General features: G+C 66.1%; 13 protein-coding genes. 7 read left to right on the top strand and 6 right to left on the bottom strand.

All coding sequences use genetic code 11. The features are described from left to right. Position 1: 1 nt before the first annotated feature. Positions 2–1,144, bottom strand: coding sequence for a helix-turn-helix domain-containing protein (locus ABC969_RS06720; protein ID WP_345863917.1), 1,143 nt, complete (start codon positions 1,142–1,144; stop codon positions 2–4). Positions 1,145–1,561: 417 nt separating this feature from the next. Here ABC969_RS06720 and ABC969_RS06715 point away from each other — a divergent pair, with 417 nt between their 5' ends. Further along, a complete protein-coding gene (locus ABC969_RS06715) occupies positions 1,562–2,263 on the top strand; it encodes a VIT1/CCC1 transporter family protein (protein WP_345863916.1) in 702 nt (233 codons plus the stop codon). Continuing rightward, on the top strand, positions 2,247–4,829 hold the full coding sequence (locus tag ABC969_RS06710) for a cation-translocating P-type ATPase (RefSeq protein WP_345863915.1): 2,583 nt from the start codon (positions 2,247–2,249) through the stop codon (positions 4,827–4,829). Before ABC969_RS06715 ends, ABC969_RS06710 begins: the two co-directional genes overlap by 17 nt. A 26-nt stretch (positions 4,830–4,855) precedes the next feature. Here ABC969_RS06710 and ABC969_RS06705 read toward each other — a convergent pair whose 3' ends face one another. Then, positions 4,856–7,435 carry a M1 family metallopeptidase gene (locus tag ABC969_RS06705; protein ID WP_345864296.1) on the bottom strand — a complete coding sequence of 860 codons (2,580 nt, stop codon included), beginning with the start codon at positions 7,433–7,435 and terminating at the stop codon, positions 4,856–4,858. 222 nt (positions 7,436–7,657) lie between these two features. Between ABC969_RS06705 and ABC969_RS06700 the strand changes: the two genes are divergently transcribed. Then, positions 7,658–8,245 (top strand): hemerythrin domain-containing protein, encoded by a 588-nt coding sequence (locus ABC969_RS06700; protein ID WP_345863913.1) that lies wholly within the window; start codon positions 7,658–7,660, stop codon positions 8,243–8,245. Positions 8,246–8,406: 161 nt separating this feature from the next. Continuing rightward, positions 8,407–8,928 carry a hypothetical protein gene (locus ABC969_RS06695; RefSeq protein ID WP_345863912.1) on the top strand — a complete coding sequence of 174 codons (522 nt, stop codon included), beginning with the start codon at positions 8,407–8,409 and terminating at the stop codon, positions 8,926–8,928. An 86-nt stretch (positions 8,929–9,014) separates the two neighbouring features. On the opposite strand, the gene ABC969_RS06690 is transcribed toward ABC969_RS06695, so the two are convergent. Then, positions 9,015–11,135: a transglycosylase domain-containing protein gene (locus ABC969_RS06690; RefSeq protein WP_345863911.1), complete on the bottom strand. Its 2,121-nt coding sequence runs from the start codon at positions 11,133–11,135 to the stop codon at positions 9,015–9,017. A 148-nt stretch (positions 11,136–11,283) separates the two neighbouring features. Here ABC969_RS06690 and ABC969_RS06685 point away from each other — a divergent pair, with 148 nt between their 5' ends. After that, on the top strand, positions 11,284–12,291 hold the full coding sequence (locus ABC969_RS06685) for a LacI family DNA-binding transcriptional regulator (protein ID WP_345863910.1): 1,008 nt from the start codon (positions 11,284–11,286) through the stop codon (positions 12,289–12,291). 12 nt (positions 12,292–12,303) lie between these two features. On the opposite strand, the gene ABC969_RS06680 is transcribed toward ABC969_RS06685, so the two are convergent. Next, the gene (locus ABC969_RS06680) at positions 12,304–13,320 is read right to left on the bottom strand and encodes a YeiH family protein (RefSeq protein ID WP_345864295.1); all 1,017 of its coding nucleotides are present in this window, start codon (positions 13,318–13,320) and stop codon (positions 12,304–12,306) included. 185 nt (positions 13,321–13,505) lie between these two features. Between ABC969_RS06680 and ABC969_RS06675 the strand changes: the two genes are divergently transcribed. Beyond that, entirely contained in the window at positions 13,506–14,747 is a 1,242-nt protein-coding gene (locus ABC969_RS06675) for an MFS transporter (RefSeq protein ID WP_345863909.1), read from the top strand. Positions 14,748–14,835: 88 nt separating this feature from the next. On the opposite strand, the gene ABC969_RS06670 is transcribed toward ABC969_RS06675, so the two are convergent. Then, positions 14,836–15,828, bottom strand: a complete 993-nt coding sequence (locus ABC969_RS06670; RefSeq protein ID WP_345863908.1) for an alpha/beta hydrolase — start codon at positions 15,826–15,828, stop codon at positions 14,836–14,838. Between the two features lie 315 nt (positions 15,829–16,143). Between ABC969_RS06670 and ABC969_RS06665 the strand changes: the two genes are divergently transcribed. Next, entirely contained in the window at positions 16,144–17,040 is an 897-nt protein-coding gene (locus ABC969_RS06665) for an ROK family protein (RefSeq protein ID WP_345863907.1), read from the top strand. Positions 17,041–17,268: 228 nt separating this feature from the next. On the opposite strand, the gene ABC969_RS06660 is transcribed toward ABC969_RS06665, so the two are convergent. Further along, positions 17,269–18,075, bottom strand: coding sequence for a PEPxxWA-CTERM sorting domain-containing protein (locus tag ABC969_RS06660; protein ID WP_345863906.1), 807 nt, complete (start codon positions 18,073–18,075; stop codon positions 17,269–17,271). Positions 18,076–18,258: the final 183 nt, after the last annotated feature.

Raw genomic sequence — 18,258 nt, 5'->3', positions numbered from 1 at the left:
TCTATTCGTAGATCGCGCCAATCACGGTCGCGACAGCCGAAGCGGGCAAGCCCTCCATGGCGATCTCGAGATCGGGGTTTTGGCTATAACCCATCATGCTGCCGTGACGATCGCACGTCACCATCAGCAAGCGGATTCCGGACTCCTCGGTGACCGCAGCAATCCCGCCCGATGCTGGGAAGCGGCCGGGATCAACGACGACCACCGCGCGCGCGGGCAAGCCCGGGCCCAACGTCGCCCGACACACGCGCAGCCCATAAGCATCGCGACCGGCGCTGCGCGGCGCCTCCACCACATCGCCGGTGGCGGTGCGCGCGATCAGCCCATCCGGCAGGGGCGCGCCAAACACGGGCACGAGCCGGACCATCTCGCTCGGCGCAGCATCCAGGCTTTCCGCGGCCGTGCCGCCGACGTCATTCACGGCAAACGGTATGATACGCCCCGGTTGCGGCGTCTTTGCGGGCCTGGGCGGCACACGGCCTTCCTGCAGATCGCGCCTCAGTGCAGCGATCTTGTCCCGGCTCCTTGCCATCCGATGCGCCGGATTGGCGATCTGCGCGAGATACGGATCGAGCAATCCCCCACCAAACAGCGTTGTCAGATGGGTCCGCAGCGCGGCGCCGTCGGCGACGCCGAACAGACGGCACAGCGCGTCGATCGTTTGGCGGTTCCAGCGCCCCAGTGGTTTGAACGCATTTTCGAGCCGCGACAGGATCACCGGCGCGATGCCGAAATCGCGTTCCAGTGCAGCGATCGTCCGGCTGCCGTCGCTGTCGCGCAGCGCGCGTAATGCCGCAGCAAGCAGCACGGCAAGGCGGTCTTCCTCGGGGTCGGCGGCTTCCCAATCCTGCAGACCGGCGGCCCAGGCAGCGATATCGAAATCCGTATCGGCAATATCGATCAGCAGATCGTGTGGCGGCACACCCAATTGATCGGCAATGGCGATCAGTTCGCTTGCCTTGGCCACGACTTCGCCGCGCTCGATCTTGGACAAGCGGACATAGGGGATGTGCGGCAGTTTGCCGGCGAGCTGCAACAGCTTGGCCATGCCGGCCTGGCGCCGCTGATCGCGCACCCGGTTTGGAAATACGATGGCGCGAAATGGGTCGGCGACGATCGCGGCAATATCCCGCCGTGAGCCCATGCGCGAAGACCCGATCGAAGTGGACTCCGCCAGCGCTCCCCCGTCGGCTTTCGCAGGCGTCCGCCGCATCGTTACACTCCTGAAATCACCAATATACCGGCGTGCCCGACTCGCCGGTCAATTTCAATAGTGCTGCGGCGCCGCGGCCTGAGAGCGATCTGCGGTAAACCCGTATGGATCGTAGATGCCGCCGCGCGCATGTTCGCCTTTCGACATGGGCTGTTCCATGCCGGATGGTAAAGGGAGGCGCGATTGCGCCAAGCGACGATTGCGGCGACGCTGCTGCTCGACATTATCCGCGTTTGGGACATTCCGGTGCGGGTGTTCAACACTGCGATGTCCTGGGTTGCGAGCATGACCGCTACACCCGCCGGGGCTCACGGCCATCATGCTTGAGCGGATCGCGCGGTTACGACCATGACCCGGCTTCCGGCTCATCACGAACGTCATCTCGTCTCGCGCATCGGCTGGCTGCGTGCCGCCGTGCTCGGGGCCAATGACGGCATCGTCTCGACCTCCAGCCTGATCATCGGTGTCGCCGCCGCCGCGGCCAAGCCGGGCGACGTGCTGATCGCCGGTGCGGCGGGGCTGGTCGCCGGCGCGATGTCGATGGCGGCGGGGGAATATGTTTCGGTCAGTTCGCAATCCGATACCGAACGCGCTGATCTCGCGCGCGAGACCGGCGAATTGGCGGCGCAACCCGAAGCCGAGGTGCGCGAACTCGCCGCCCTGTATGAAGCGCGTGGCGTCTCGCCCGAGACGGCGACAGCGGTGGCGCGCGAATTGATGGCCAAGGATGCCCTGGCCGCGCACGCGCATGACGAGCTGGGCATCTCTGCCGGCACCGCCGCGCGACCGATCCAGGCGGCGTTGACCTCAGCCGCCACCTTTACCGCCGGCGCAGCGCTCCCGCTGGCGATCGTGCTGCTCGTGCCGCCGCAGTTGCTCGTCCCCGCCGAGGCGATCGGATCATTGGTGTTCCTGGCGCTGCTCGGCGCGATCGGGGCTTATGCCGGCGGCGCGGCAATCGGCAAGGCGACGCTGCGGGTGACATTCTGGGGCGCGCTGGCGATGCTCGCCACGGCAGGGATCGGGCGGCTCGTTGGCACCGCCGTCTGATCCCGGCACCTGCTCCGCGACCGGGCTTAGCACGGCCGCAGCAGCGGAACGGCTCGCGCGCGACGGCGCCAACGAACTGCCTCGCGCTGGCCAGCGCTCGATGCTGCGTATCGCGCTTGAGGTGCTGCGCGAGCCGATGCTGGCGCTGCTGCTCGCCGGCGGCGTCGCCTATCTGTTGCTCGGGGATCGCGCCGAAGCGCTGATCCTGCTGGGCTTTGCGACGTTCTCCGTCATCGTCACGGTCATCCAGGAAACACGCACCGAGCATGTGCTGGAAGCGCTGCGCGATCTGTCATCGCCGCGCGCACTCGTGCTTCGCGATGGCGCCCGCGTGCGTATTGCCGGGCGCGATGTGGTGGAGGATGATCTGGTCGTGCTCGATCAAGGCGATCGCGTCCCGGCCGACGCGCTGCTGATCGAGGCGATCGATCTGCAGACCGACGAATCGCTGCTGACCGGCGAATCGCTGCCCGTCGAAAAAACGGCGGACGCGACGCCTGTTGCCGCGGCGCCGCACCGCCCGGGTGGCGACGGCCAGCCTTATGTCTATTCCGGATCGCTCGTCACGCGGGGTAGCGGCCTTGCCCGCGTGCTGGCCACGGGCCCGCGCAGCGAAATCGGCCGCATCGGGCAGTCGCTTGCCGCGCTCGATACCGAAGCGCCCAAACTGCGCCGCGAAACGATGCGCATCGTCACCTGGTGCGCGCTCGGCGGCGGCGGCGTGGCCCTGCTCGTGGTGCTGCTGTTCGGGCTGTTGCGCGGTAGCTGGATCGAAGCAGTGCTGGCGGGGATCGCCATCGGCATGTCGATGCTGCCCGAGGAATTTCCCGTCGTGCTCACGGTATTCCTGGCGATGGGCGCGTGGCGCATCGGCAAGGTCGGCGTGCTGACGCGCCGCGCGGCGGCGATCGAGACGCTGGGCTCGGCCACCGTGCTGTGCACCGACAAGACCGGCACGCTGACCGAGAACCGCATGTCGCTGACCGAATTGTGGTTGCCCACGGGGGAGACGGTGACGCTGGGCACCAGCGCGGACGTCTCGCCCGCGGCGCGCGCGTTGATCGATACGGCCGCGCTGGCCAGCGCGGCGCAGCCGACCGATCCGATGGAAATCGCGCTGCACGCCGCGCGCGGGGTCGCGCCCTCCGGCGCCACGCTGGTGCAGGCTTATGCCTTGCGTCCCGAGTTGCTGGCCATGTCCAACGTGTGGGCACAGGGCGATGCACTCGATATCGCCGCCAAGGGCGCGCCGGAAGCGATCGCGGCGCTGTGTCGCTTGGCCGGGCCGGCGCTCGCCGCCATGACCGAGGCGGTGGACGCGATGGCGACGCGCGGCATCCGCGTGCTCGCGGTCGCCACCGCCACGACGCCCGACCGCGATTGGGCGGAAACGCAGCACGGTTATGCGTATACGCTGGCCGGGTTGGTCGGCCTGGCCGATCCGCTGCGCGCCAGCGTGGCGCAAGCGGTAGCGGAATGTCGCGCCGCGGGCATCCGCGTGGTGATGATCACCGGCGATTATGCCGCCACCGCGCGATCGATCGCCACGCAGGCCGGGATAGCCGCAGGCGACGTGTTGACCGGCAGCGATCTCGCCGCGCTAGACGATGCAGCACTCACCGCGAGACTGAAGACCGTGACGGTGTTTGCCCGGATCATGCCCGAACAAAAGCTGCGCATCGTGCAGGCGTTCAAGGCGGGCGGCGAGATCGTCGCGATGACCGGCGACGGCGTCAATGACGCGCCCTCGCTGAAAGCCGCGCATATCGGAGTCGCGATGGGCAAACGCGGCACCGATGTGGCGCGTGAAGCCTCGGCCATGGTGCTGCTCGACGACGATTTCGGATCGATCGTCCACTCGGTGCGGCTGGGGCGGCGGATCTACGACAATATCCGCAAGGCGATGGCGTTCATCTTCGCGGTGCATGTGCCGATCGCCGGGCTGGCGCTGTTGCCGTTGCTGTTAGGGCTGCCGATCCTGTTCGGGCCGATCCACATCGCGTTGCTCGAAATGGTCATCGATCCGGTCTGCGCCTTGGTGTTCGAGGCGGAGCATGAGGAGCATGACATCATGCAGCGCCCGCCGCGCGACCCCGAGGCGCGGCTATTCTCGCTGCCGATGATCGCCTGGAGCGTGTTCCAGGGTGCGCTCGCCTTCGCGATGTTGGCGGCGGTGTTCATCGTCGAAACGCAAGCCGGCATGCCGGAGGCCGAATTGCGCGCGCTGATCTTCTTTGCGCTGATCGCCGCGATCGTGGCGCTGATCTTGGTCAACCGCTCGTACAGCGCCTCGCTCGGCGCCGCGCTGACCCGCCATAATGCGGCGCTGCGCTATGTCCTCGCGGCGATCGCCGGCGTGACTGCGGTGATCCTGTTCCTGCCGCAGGCGCAGACGCTGCTCAAATTCGCCTCGATCGCCTGGCGCGACATGGCCTTTGCCGCCGGTCTGGGAATTGCTCTGCTGCTGCTGCTCGAAGCGTTCAAACCGGCGATGCGATCCTGGATCGCACCGCGCGGCGACGCGGCAGGGAAGCGTCAGATTCCCGCGGCGCTCCATGAGGCATAACCGCTCACCTTAAGCGCGCGGCATCGTCACCCACCCGTCCACCGCAGCACGGCAGGGCGCAGCCGCTCCATCGTCGCCTTGCGTACTTCGACGGCGTTGATCGTGCGCGTGGCGCCTTCGCGGGACGGCGCCGCGAGATGCGCCGCAGCAAAGGCACGAATCTTGGCCGGCATCCCGGCATCGTTCGATCCTGCGGCCAGCCCCACGATATAGCGCGGACGCGAGCTTTGTTCGTTGAACGTATCGACCATCTTGACGTTCGCGGCGGCGAAATCGAACGCCGCATCGGGGTGACGATTGGCGATTGCGCGCAGCAGGCTGGCGCGTTGCGGCGCGCTGAACTCCTCGGTTTTGACCAGATCGATCGCGCGCTGCGCCAGCGCCGGATCCTTGGCATTGCCGAGCAAGGTGACATAGCCGTTCTTGACCACCGGGTTCTGCTCAGCGCGCGTCAGTGCAAGCAAGGCGTCCCATTCCGCCGGCGTGGCATTGGCGGCATAGACGCGCAGGATGGCCAGTCGGATGCCCGGCGGGATCGCGGTGGGATCGCTGCTGAGCTTGGCGACATAAGCACGCGCCGCCTGCGCCACAGCGGGATCGCCCGCCGCGCCGAGCCGCCCGATCAGCGATTCACGCAGCGTCGAAACGAGCGGATTCTCCCCCGTCACCGGCACGATGCCGATCTTGTCGAGCACCGGCCGCAGGATCGCGCGGCTGCGCGCGTCGATGCCGGCTTCAAGCGGCGTATCGTTGAACACGCCCGCGAGTCCGCCGATCTGGCCCGAGATCATGTTCCACACCAACGGATCGGCATCAGCCGGCACCGCTGCCTGCAGCGCAAGATAGCGCGACAGATCCTGATCCCCGCTCAGCGCCAGCGCCAGATCGTCGCCCAGCGTGCCGAGCTGATCCGCCAGCGCCAATCTGGTGAAGTCGCGGACGATCGCGTCATGGCCGGGCGCATCATATTGCACGCGGTAATAGCCCGCCTTGCCGCGATTGACGATCACCGTGCCGCAGCCCTTGGCGGTGAGCGTGGTGCCGCCGGCGCCGCGCACGATGGCATCGCCTTCGCCGCCGCCCAGCACCGCCATCGTCACCGGCACGCGCCAGGTGGTCGGTGCCTTGGACGCGGCATCGAGCCCGAAGCGCCCCTGGCTCAGCACCGCGCTGGTGCTGCCACCGGCGCAGCGCGTGCCGTGCACGGTGATCAGAGGCACGCCGCCTTGCAGCGTAAAATCGTGCGCGATCTCCGCCACCGGCTTGCCCGCCGCGGCGCCGATCTCGCTCCATAGCTGATCCGTGACGGTGTTCGAATATTTATACTTGGCCATGTAATTGCGCACGCCAGTGCGGAACGCATCCGCGCCGACATAGGCCTCGACCATGCCGATCACCGCCTGGCCCTTCTGATAGGTGATGCTGTCAAACGCCTGGCCGATTTCGTCGACCGTTTCGAGCTTGCGGATCACCGGATGCGTGCTGGCTACTGCATCCTGCGCCATGCCGCCTTCGCGCTCGCTGCCGACCAACGCCGCCGCAGCATTCCACTGCGGGTTGAGCGCGTCGGTCGCCTTGCCTTCCATCCACGAGGCGAAGCCTTCGTTGAGCCACAGATCGTCCCACCACGCCATCGTCACCAGATCGCCGAACCATTGATGCGCCATTTCATGCGCGATGACGGTGTAGATGCGCTGCTTCTGGCTTTCGCTGGCGCGCGCCGGATCGAACAGTAATTCATTCTCGAAATAGAAGATCGCGCCCCAATTCTCCATCGCGCCGAAGAACTGGCTCGATCCCGGGCCGCCGATCATGTCCATCTTGGGCAGCGGATAAGGCGTGCCGAAATAATCGTTGTAGAAGCTCAGCAGCCGCTTCGATGCGTCCAGCGCATAACCGCTCTGCGCGCCGACGCCGCGCCGCGTGATCACGCCGATCTCGGTTTTGCCCGCGGCGATCGTGTGGCGCTCGACATCACCCATGCCGAGAAACAGCAGATAGCTCGACATGATCGGCGTCTGGCCGAAATTGTATAATTGACTGCCATCGGCGCGCTTGGTGATCTTGGTGGCGGGCATGTTGGAAAACGCCGTTTGCCCCGCGGGGCTGACCGCGCTCAGCGTGAACTTGGCCTTGAGCCCCGGCTCATCCCACATCGGTGCAAAACGGCGCGCATCGGGCGCCTCGAACTGCGTGACCAGCAGGCGCGCAGGCTTGCCATCGGGATTGGCGTAATCGATCGCGAACATCCCGGCCGCCGACGTGTTGATCTTGCCCTTCCACGCGAAGGTCAGCGTGTGGCGACCAACGCTCGCCGCCGCCGGCAGCGCGACGGTCAGCTCCTGCTTGGCGGAATCGAGCGTATAGCGCGCCGGCCTGCCGTCGAACGTCGCCGCGGTCACGGCGAGCTCGGCCGCGTTCAGCGTGATGCTGCGCGTCGCTTGGCGGACATCGACGGTGGCGGTTTCGGTACCGGTGAACGTCATCGCCTGCGCATCGGGGGTGATAGTGATGTCATATGCGACGGGGACGACCGTCTTGGGCAATTGCCCCGCGGCCAGCGCCGGCGACGAGACCGAGACGGCCAGAAGAACGAGCGGGGCCATTTTCACGAGGATATTCCCAAGCAACTAAGATTACAGTCTTTGCCCCTATTGCACGCGCGGCAAAACGCAAAACCCGCGATGGCTGGATGCACCGCCTCGCCCGCGCGTCGGACCACATATCCGCAGGGTGGCGGTTTGCACCCCGGCGGCTTAAGACGCCCGACACCGTGGCCATATGGGCATTCCGCGGGACCGCGGACGTGCCGCGGCGGGAGCGCTTGTATGAACGATTCATCACCCGCAGCGCTTGTTCTTGGCGCGCGTGGCGGCCTGCCCGATGACATCGCCTTTTTGCGTGCGCCTTACCCGCGCGGTGGCTGGCGCGCGCATGCCGGTTTCGGGCAGCTGGCGGATTTCTGGCTTCAGGTGCACGCCAGCCTGCGCCATGAAGGCGGCGAGGTGGCGCGTATCGTCGATGCGTTTCGCGAACAGCGGATCGACGCTGCCCAGCTTCAGCGTGCGTTCGTCCCCGGGCTTGACGGCTTCCTACAGCATCTCGATCAGCATCATCGCATTGAGGACGCTGCCTATTTTCCCAGATTTCGCCAGTTGGACGATCGGCTCGTGATCGGCTTCGATCTGCTCGAGGGGGATCACCAGATTATTCACCAGCAGCTGATCGCTACCGTCGCTCAGGCCCGCGGGCTGATCAGCGCGTTGGCTTTGCCCGGTGACGACGCGCGCCGCGCGGCCGATCTTTATGCCGCCGACGCCGGAAAGCTGCTGCACCTGTTGCTCCAGCATCTTGCTGACGAGGAAGAGTTGGTCATCCCGGCCATGTTGAAGCACGGGGAGCGCACCCTCCGCTGAACAGCAGCACGACGTGGCGGCTCCCGTCACCAAAGGGCAAGTGACGACGTATACGTCGCGCCGCCTGGCATTACCTGCCGTTAATGGTGATTGTTCGGAACGAATAGATTGGCTGGCGGATTTCACAGTCTCTGAGGCTCATAATCACGACAGGAATGACAATGAACTCGAACCTAGTATCCGCCGTGTTCGACACCCATGCCGAAGCCGAGCGCGCCGTATCCGAACTCCGCGCGGCGGGAGTAAACGATAGCGCCATCTCGATCGTGGCGCAGCACGACGGAAAGAACACCACTACCGACGGCAGCGGCGCCGATACGCAGGAGTTCGTCGGCAAGGTAGCGGCGGGCGCCGGTATCGGCACACTGCTCGGCATCGCTGCGCTTGCCATTCCCGGTGTCGGCCCGCTGGTGGCGGCAGGCGCCATCGCCTCCGCCGCCATCCCCGCTGCAGCGGTAACCGGTGCCGCCCTTGGCGGTGCCGTCGGTGGTCTCGAAAAGGTCATGACCGATCACGGCGTGAGCCGCGTCGACGCGAGCTATTACGAAGGCCGTATCAACGAAGGCGGGGTGTTCGTTTCGGTCGATACCAACGCCGTCGGTGTCAGCCCCGATGCAGCCGCCGACATGCTGTACCGTTCAGGCGGGCACAGCTCGACCCGGACGAAGGTCGCGAGGGCGTAAGCTCCTCGCCCAATACCCGCTATCGAGGGGCGCTCCGAGTTCGGGGCGCCCTTTTTTTTGGTCCGCCCGCTGCGGCGTCTTCCCCACTAGAACTCATCCTCGATCGGTTCGTCCTCGGGCGGCGCGCGGTCGTCGCGACGGCGCTCGTCGCGGCGCGGCGCATCGCGATCGCGCGCGCGGTTGATCTCGATGCCGTTGGGCCCGACGCGCAGCCCGAGGCCCAGCCCCTCGATTTCGCCCTCGGGCAATTGCACCCCGTCCAGCCCGAGATCTTCCAGCCCCAGCCCGTTGCCGTCGTCCTCCTCGATCATGGCCGGTTCGGGTTCGGGCGCCACGGCCGGACCAACGTTCAGCGCGCGCATCATGAAATCGCGCCAGATCCGCGCCGGCAGCCCGCCGCCGGACAGGCCGGGATTGGTGGTATTGTCATCATTGCCGACCCACACGCCGACCACCAGATCGCCGGCAAAGCCGACGAACAGGGCGTCGCGGCTGTCCGATGTTGTGCCGGTCTTGCCATAGGTCTTGACCGACAAGGCCGCCTCGCGCCCCGTGCCCGTTTCGGGCGACGCGGAGAGCAGATCGAGCATCTGTTCGCGGAGCGCGCCATCCATCCGATGCGAGCGCCCTGTGAGATTGTCATACCAGGTGCGATTGCCCGCTTCGGCCACGCCGCGCGCGCGCACCGGATAGGCCCCCGCCGCCACAGCCGCATAGGCTGAGGTCAGCTCGAGCAACGATCCCGTCGCACTGCCCAGGGCGATGGTCGCTTCGTTGGGGATCGGCGTGGTAATGCCCAGATCGCGTGCCGCGCGGATGACGTTTTTCACGCCGACCTGCTGCGTCAGCCGCGCCGCCGCCACGTTGCTCGATTTGGCAAAGGCGCGGCGCAGCGTGATGTTGCCGGCATAGCGCCCATCGCTGTTCTTGGGGCTCCACTCGGCGATCGTGACGGGTTCGTCCTCGATCATCGAATCGGGCGTGAGGCCGCTGCGCAGCGCGGCGAGATAGACGAACAATTTGAACGTCGAGCCCGATTGCCGCCGCGCCTGCACTGCGCGGTTGAACGTGCTGGTCTTGTAATTCTTGCCGCCGACCATCGCCACGACACGGCCATCTGGGCGCATCGCCACCAATGCGACCTGCGCATCGCGCAGGCCGGCGCCGCGCACGACGCGCTCGGCGGCGGTCTGCAGGCGGCGATCCAGCGTCGTCGTCACGGTGGTTTCCTGCGCGATCTCGCCGGCCGTGTCGCGCGCCTCGGGCAGCACCCAATCGGCGAAGTAGGTGCCATCGGGCAGCGGCTTGATGCGATTGGTGGCGAGCCGCGCCGGGCGCACCTCCTCGGCCTGCGCCGCGGTGATGAACCCGGCATCGGCCATCGCGCCGACCACCAGCTTCTGCCGCGCGCGCGCGCCGGCCAGATTGACCGTGGGCGCAAGCCGTGACGGCGCCTTGACCAGCCCCGCCAGCATCGCCGACTGCGCGATCGACAGCTCCTCCGGCGTGCGGTTGAAATAATGCTTCGCCGCCGCGGTCAGGCCGTAGACGTTGTCACCGAAATAGACGTTGGAGAGATAGCGCGACAGGATCTCGTTCTTCGACAGCCACGCCTCCAGCCACATGGCGATCATCACTTCGCGAATCTTGCGCGCGGCGGTGCGATCCGAATCGAGGAACGCATTCTTGGCCAGCTGCTGCGTGATCGTGCTGCCGCCCTGGTTGCGCCCGTCGCTCGTCATATTATGCCAGAAAGCGCGCGCAATGCCGCGCGGATCGACGCCCCAATGCGTGCGGAAGCGCCGGTCCTCGATCGCCAGAAAGGCGTTCGTCACGGTGGCGGGCAGTTGCTCGGCATCGACCGGCCGGCCGATGATCGCGCCGCGCCGCGCAATCGGCGTGCCATCCGCGGCCAGCAAGGTGATGCTCGGCGGGGTCAGCGGTTCGAGCGACTTCGACAGCGGCGCGGTAAAGGCCAGCCAGATCACCGCCAGCACGAACAGTACGATGCCGGCCCCGGCGATGCGCACCGGCCAGCGCCAGCGCGAGCCGCGATAGGGCGCCGGCGCATTACCGTCGTAACGCCGATCGTCGCGCGGATCCTCTGGCTCTGGGCGATACGGATCGTAGCCGGCGGGCTCGCGCACAGCACCGCGATCGGGATTGACCGAGGGCGCGGTGGCCGGGGTGAAGGGATAAGGGCGCATGTCTGGTTCCGGATCAGTCCGCAGGCCGCTGAACGAGCGACTGGGCGGGCAAGTGTATTAGCGCCATATAACAGTAACGGCAAGCGACTGGACGGGTGCGACGGGCTGCGGCACATCCGGCGACGAATGGAGTGCCGGGGGTGATACAGTGCGCGTGACCATCAAGGACGTATCCCGCGAAGCGGGGGTATCGATCAAGACGGTATCGCGCGTGCTCAACAACGAACGCTATGTCGGGGCGGCGACGCGAGAGCGCGTGCAAGCGGCGGTGGCCCTCCTCAATTTTCGTCCTAGCGTGGCGGCGCGCGCGCTGGCGGGCAAAAGAAGCTTCCAGATCGCGCTGATCTGCGACAATCCCAGCCCTTATTTTGTCTATGAGATGCAATCCGGGATCCGCGATCGCTGCGCCAAGGAAGGTGTACGGATGATTGCGCAACCTTACGATCGCGATTCGGCCACGTTGATCGAGGATATCGAAAATCTCGTCGATGCGACCAGCGTCGACGGGCTGATCCTGACGCCGCCGGTGACCGATTATGATGCGGTGCTGGATTTGCTTGCGCGACGCGGGGTGCGGTTTGTGCGCGTGTCCCCGGGCGGCGATGTGGCGCTGAGCGCCTCGACCTTCATCGATAACGAGGCGGCGGCGCGGCTGATGACCGAGCATCTGCTGGCGCTGGGGCATCGCCGCATCGCGCTGGTGCGCGGCCACCCCGATTATGTCACCAGCGCGCAGCGCTTCGACGGCTATGCCGCGGCGCTGGCGGCAGCGGGCATTGCGCTCGATGACGATCTGGTGCGCGAAGGGCGCTATGATTTCGCCTCGGGCTCGGCCGCTGCGGACGCCTTGCTCGATCTGCCCATCCCGCCCAGCGCGATCTTCGCATCCAGCGATGATATGGCGGCGGGCGTGCTGGCGACGGCGCATCGCCGCGGGATCAAGGTGCCGGAGCAATTGTCGGTCGCCGGGTTCGACGATAGCGCGCTGGCCAGCGTGGTATGGCCGCCGCTGACCACGATCCGCCAGCCAACCCGCGCAATGGGCTATGCCGCCGCCGATCTGCTGCTCGCAGCCGCAGACATGCCGCCCGAGCGGCGCGAATTGCCCTATGAGTTGGTGGTGCGCGGATCGACCGGGCTTATCTCCCCTCGCTGAAAGGAGGAGCCGCTACCCGATCAGCAGAAGCGCCGCGCCCAGCGCCAGCACGAAGGCAATGATCGTCGCCACCAGGATCACGAACAGTGGTTTCGGCCCCGCCTCCAGCAATTGCGACAGAGGCGACCGGATCGCGGTCGCGGTCACCGCGGCAGCCAGCAACCCGGCGGCGATCTGCTCCGCCCCCTTGGCCACCACCGCCGGGATCACGCCGAACGAATTGATCCCCGCCAGCACGAAAAAGCCGACCACGAACCACGGAATGCCCGGCCCCTTCGCCCGCGTCCCATCGCCGCGCAGGAACAGCGCGACGATCGCCAGTACTGGCGCCAGCAACGCGACGCGCGTCAGCTTGACGATCGCGGCGATGCCGCCCGCCGCATCGGAATAGGAATAGCCCGCGCCCAGCGCCTGCGCGACATCGTGGATCGCCGCGCCGAGCAGGAAACCGGCTTTGAGATCGCTCAGTTGCAATGCGTGCGCGGCGATCGGGTACAGCACCATGGCCAGCGCGCTGAGTGCCGAAATGCCGACCAGCACCATGGTCAGTTGCGCCTGGCTGGTGCGCTTCTCGCCCAATGTCGTGGCCAGCGCCATCGCTGCCGACGCGCCGCAGATCGCCACCGCGCCGCCCGCCAGCGTGCCGAATGCGGTATCAAAGCCGAAGCGTCGCGCGGCGACGATGCCCGCTCCGATCGTCAGCGCGACGATGGCCAGTACGCAGAGCAACGCCACCGGTCCGAGATCGACGATCTGCCCGAAAGTGATGCGCACCCCGACCAGCACGATGCCCCAACGCAGCAGCGAGCGTGAAGCGAAGGCCAGCCCCGGCGTCAGCCGCGTATCGGCACTCAGAAAATTGAGCGCGAGCCCGATCAGCAGCGCCATCAAGGTCAGCGGCGCACCATAATGATCCGAGATGAACGCAGCCGCCAGCGTGCCCGCGGCGACAATGGCGAGGCCGGGGAAATAGGTCTGCCAGGTTCCTTGCGGCGACGGCTCGATATCGCCGTAGAGATCGGCGGCCATCGGCAGGGGACGTTTTATACTGTTGGCCAATTCCGCTCCCCTCGTCACCCCGGGCTTGTTCCCGGGTCCACCGTGCCGCACACCAGCCCCCGCGCCGTTCATGCCGGCGGCAACCAGAGATTAATCTCTAGCCGAGTGCCGCAGGGTATGACAACGTTATCGGAAAGCACAATGGGAGTGGATGCATGACGGAGAAGGCGCTGGAGCGCAGACGGTGGATCATCGTTGCGTTGGTCTTTTTCGCGATCATGCTCAATTATGTCGATCGCCAGATCCTGGCGCTGCTCAAGCCTACGCTGGAAGCGGAATTCCGCTGGAGCGATGGCGATTATGCCAACATGATCTCGGCTTTCCAGTTCGCCGCCGCCGTGGCCTTTCTCGGCACCGGCTGGTTCATCGATCGCGTCGGGCTCAGGCTTGGCTTCGCGCTGGGCGTGGGCATCTGGAGCCTGGCTGGCATGGCGCATGCGCTGGTCAGCACGGTCGGCGGGTTCGTCGCCTCGCGCGTCGTCTTGGGTGCCGCGGAATCGATCGGCACACCTGCCGCCGTCAAGACCGCCGCCACCTATTTCGCGCAGAAGGAGCGCTCGATGGCGCTCGGCATCGGCAACACCGCGCCCAATATCGGTGCGATCGTCACGCCGCTGGTCATTCCCGCGCTTGCCGTCGCATTCGGTTGGAAGGCGGCGTTCCTCGTTGCCGGCGGTCTCGGGCTGGTGTGGGTCGCGGTGTGGCTGATGGTGCGGGTCGAGCCGGTCGCGGCGGATGCGGTGAAGCCCGCGCCGATCAAATGGCTCAGCCTGGTGCGCGATCGCAAGACGCTCGCCATCGCCATCGCCAAGGTGCTGTCCGATCAGGTGTGGTTCTTCATGCTCGCCTGGCTGCCCGATCTGTTCCATCGCATGTTCGGGCTGCCGCAGGGCACCGTGGGCCTGCCCATCGCGCTGGTTTACGGCATGGCAGCGTGTGGTGCGCTGACCGGCGGCTGGTTGCCAACGCGGATGATGGCGGCGGGCTGGAGCGTCAATCGCGCGCGTAAAGTTACCATGCTGATCTATGCGTTGCTGATCCTGCCCGTCACCGGCGTGTTGTTCGTCGATAGCGCCTGGGCCGCGGCGGGTCTGCTTGGTCTCGGGCTGTTCGCGCATCAGGGCTTTTCGACCAACGTGTTCGCGCTGACCACCGACGTGTTCCCGGCACGCGCAGTCGGATCGACCATCGGCATCGCCGCCTTTTGCGGCAACATGTGGTCGATCGTGCTGATCCAGCTGGCCGCCGTCTCGCTAGCGCATGGCTATGGCTATGGCCCGCTGCTGGCGATCTGCTCCTGCTCCTATCTGCTCGCCTTGGGCTTCGTGCAGCTGCTGATCCCGGTGATCGTGCCGGTGGCGGACGATGGCAGCGATGCGCTGGTGATCGCCCACTAGGCTAAGCTATTTTCCTCGCCCCTTGCACGTATATCGCTGATGATCGTGCCGGGCACACGCCGCATCGCGCGAGACACGTCGCGCGCGGTTATCTGGGGGCAAGGTGACGATCGAGCCAAGCGGCGAACAGACTGGACCAGTGCCCCCAAGGTTTGTCCAGCGGGCCAAGCCCGAATCCATGCCCGCCTTCCTCGAACAGATGCGTTTCTACGGGGCGCTTGGCGGCTTGCAGCGCGCGCAGCATGATCATGCTGTTTTCCACCGGTACTGCGCCGTCATCCACTGCATGGACGAGGAATACCGGCGGCGTCTGCGGCGTGACATGCAGCGCCGGCGAACGTCGTGCGACGAGATCGGCGCTGGGCACAGTGCCGAGCAGGCGTAAAGCTGATTCGGCATGCGTTACGGGCGCAGTAACGCTGATCACGGGATAGATCAGCCCGATCGCCGCCGGCCGCGCATCCAGCGCATCGATCGCGTCGCGCGCGCGATAGACCGGCTCGGCAAAACAGGTGGCCAGCGTCGCGCCAAGATGCCCGCCGGCGGAAAAGCCCACCGCGGCGACCGTCGCCGGATCATAGCCATATCTTTTGGCCTGGGCGCGGATCACGCGCATCGCGCGCTGCGCATCCTGTAGCGGCACATCGGCGCGCCCGGCCCAGCCCTCGTCGGGCAGGCGATAGGTCAGCACGAACACGGTGTAGCCGCGCGCCGTCATCGCACGCGCAATATCCACGCCTTCGTTGAGGATCGAGACGAAGGTGTAGGCGCCGCCGGGAATTGCCAGCAAGGCGCGGCCATTGGATGTGCCCGGCCGGAACACGCGCAGCACCGGGCGCTCAATGTTGCGCACCATGATATCGGGCCACCCAGGCGGCAGCGGCTTGGCGGCGAAACCGCTGGTCGGCGTGCCCTGCGGCCACAAGGGCAGCTGTTCGGCGTCGGTCCAGGCGGCGGGCATGGGCGGTGATTCCGCAAATTGCGCCTGGGCGGCAACGCCGATACCGGCCAAGCCCGCCGCGCCGGCGAGGAAAGATCGACGGCCAATGGCGACGCCACGCTGCTCGAATTCCGCTGTCATACACGCTCTCCCTTGGTGGCGGCGCACGTCGTCTCGCCCTGCACGACGCATCGCGTCCTCAAATGCCTGCCACATTAATGATAGCGCAAACAAAATCGCCGGCAGTCGTTGCGCGCCGCAATCGAGCGTTGCGAGCAACGATGCGCGGGGCACGGCGAGGGCGCTTGATGATGGCTGCGAAAACTGGGAGATGCGTCCTGCGATGATCAGCCATGCTTTCAACCCCGCGGGGCCGACCGGCCGGACAGCCCTTTGCCACGTATGCAAACGACGGAGAGGTCTGGATCGCCACCGCGCCCTGTTGGCCGCGGCGGCATGACGGACGGGCGCTATGCCGGGGTCGAGCTCGGCGGTACCAAGGCGATTGCGGTGCTCGCGGAGGGCGACCGGATCGTCGCCCGGCAGGTGATCCCCACCACCACGCCTGGGGCGACTCTGTCCGAGCTCCGGGCACAGCTGGGCGACTGGCACGCGGCGGCGCCGCTCACCGGCCTGGGCATCGCCTCGTTCGGCCCGGTGCAGCTCGATCCCGCGCACCCCGATTTCGGCCACATCCTGCCTACCCCCAAGCGCGGCTGGGCAGGCGCGGCGGTGGCGGCAATGCTGACCGAGGCGCTGCCCTGCCCGTGGACCATCGATACCGACGTCAACGGCGCGGCCTTGGCCGAATATCGCTGGGGCGCGGGCGCGGGTTGCGACAGCCTGTGTTACATCACCATCGGCACCGGGCTGGGCGGCGGACTGCTCATCCGCGGCCGACCGCTGCACGGCGCGATGCATCCCGAGCTCGGCCATCTGCGCTTGCGCCGCGTGGTGGGCGATGAATTCACCGGCGCCTGTGCGTTTCATGGCGATTGCACCGAGGGACTCGTTTCCGGTCCCGCGCTCCGCGCCCGTTTCGGCATGGATCCCGCCGCCGCGCCGGATACGCATCCGGTGTGGCATCACGTCGCCGCCGATATCGCCGAATTATGCGCCGCGATCCTGCTCACCACATCGGCGCAGCGCATTCTGTTCGGCGGCAGCGTCGCCTTGTCGCGCGCATTTCTGTTGTCCTGGGTGCGCGCCGCGGTGGTCGATCGGCTCGCCGGTTACTTGCCATTCGTTGACGGCGCCACCGTTGTGCAGTTCATCCAGCCCGCCGGACTCGGCACCGAGGCTGGCCCGCTCGGCGCCATTGCGCTCGCGCAAGCGGCGGCGCGCAAACGCTGACGCCACCAGCCGCACCAGCAGGCGCTGGACGACACGAGAAGCATTTCCGGACTGCTTCAACCGCTGGTGTGGTCAGGGGCGGCAACACCGCCGGGGCGATCGGCCAACTCGGCCCTGCGCACCTCGCTCGATGGTGTCACCAGCCCCTGTTCTGGAGACGGCGATCTCGCAGCGCAGCGCTGCCGGTCTGACGACCGGCGGCCCTGCGCTATTCCCAGGATTTAGCGATCAGGCTTCAGCGAGCGCCCGGATCTTATTGGTAAAGTTTGCTTCCGACACACGGATCCTGCGGCGCATTGCCGCACCGACGAAACCAAACCCAAGCACCATCATCGCCCAAGTGGCGGGCTCGGGAACCGCGGTGATGACCGTCAAATCTGAGATCTTGAAGCCATCATTTTTCTGATTGTGAGCGGCCGATATGAACCACACCGAAGCCGCAATGCTGGAGCCAAGCTTCGTCGTGCCCGATGAGCCATTCCCGGTTAGCGTTGTGAAAATGCTTTCATTGAACTGACTGCTGGTGAGACTGAGGTTCGCGCTCAAGGAAGGCGCGCCGAAGATGTTGGACGTGTCGGCCCAAAAAGCGGCATCGCTGTCGCAGCAGGCGACCCCGCTCATCCGGTAAACGTTGCGCGATAGACTGTCGATCGTCACGTCCCTGTCGAACTGCAGCATCACGAAGTCAGCGCCCGCACCACTGCCCGCATTGTCGATCTGGTGCATACCGTTAGCTGCACTATCGGTGCCATAGATCACACCCAAGCCGCCATTCGACCAGAAGCCGAGTTTCGCGCGAGAGATCGTGTCCGTCGTTACCGCCGACGTATTGCGGTCGTTGGCGTGCCAGGCGGTCGCTTTCACCGACATTGACCCGTCATTGGACGCAAAGGTGTAGGAATTGACGCCGGCTGCGGACGTGCTGCCCTTGTTGGTAAAGCTAAATACCGTTGCGGCCGACGCTGACTGTGCAACAAACAGCGTACCGGCCACCATGGCCCCGATCGCAACTGCGCGACCAATGGAACGGATCATGAAAAGCCCCCCTGAGATTAATACTGCTTTTACCAACTGAAGAGCGCTTACTGCGGTCGGCGGCATTGAAGCAACGCTGTTATCCCTTTGTTAACCTTTTTTTCGGCAGTTAATCAAGCCTCGGCCTTGCGATACAGCATTAATGTCCCGATTTGGGCCATAATACCTGCTGTTTGCGCCGAC

The sequence above is a fragment of the Sphingomonas qilianensis genome (assembly GCF_039614825.1).
Lineage (GTDB): Bacteria > Pseudomonadota > Alphaproteobacteria > Sphingomonadales > Sphingomonadaceae > Sphingomonas > Sphingomonas qilianensis.
Note: the sequence above shows the minus strand (reverse complement) of the source record. Positions and strands in the feature narration are given on the sequence as shown.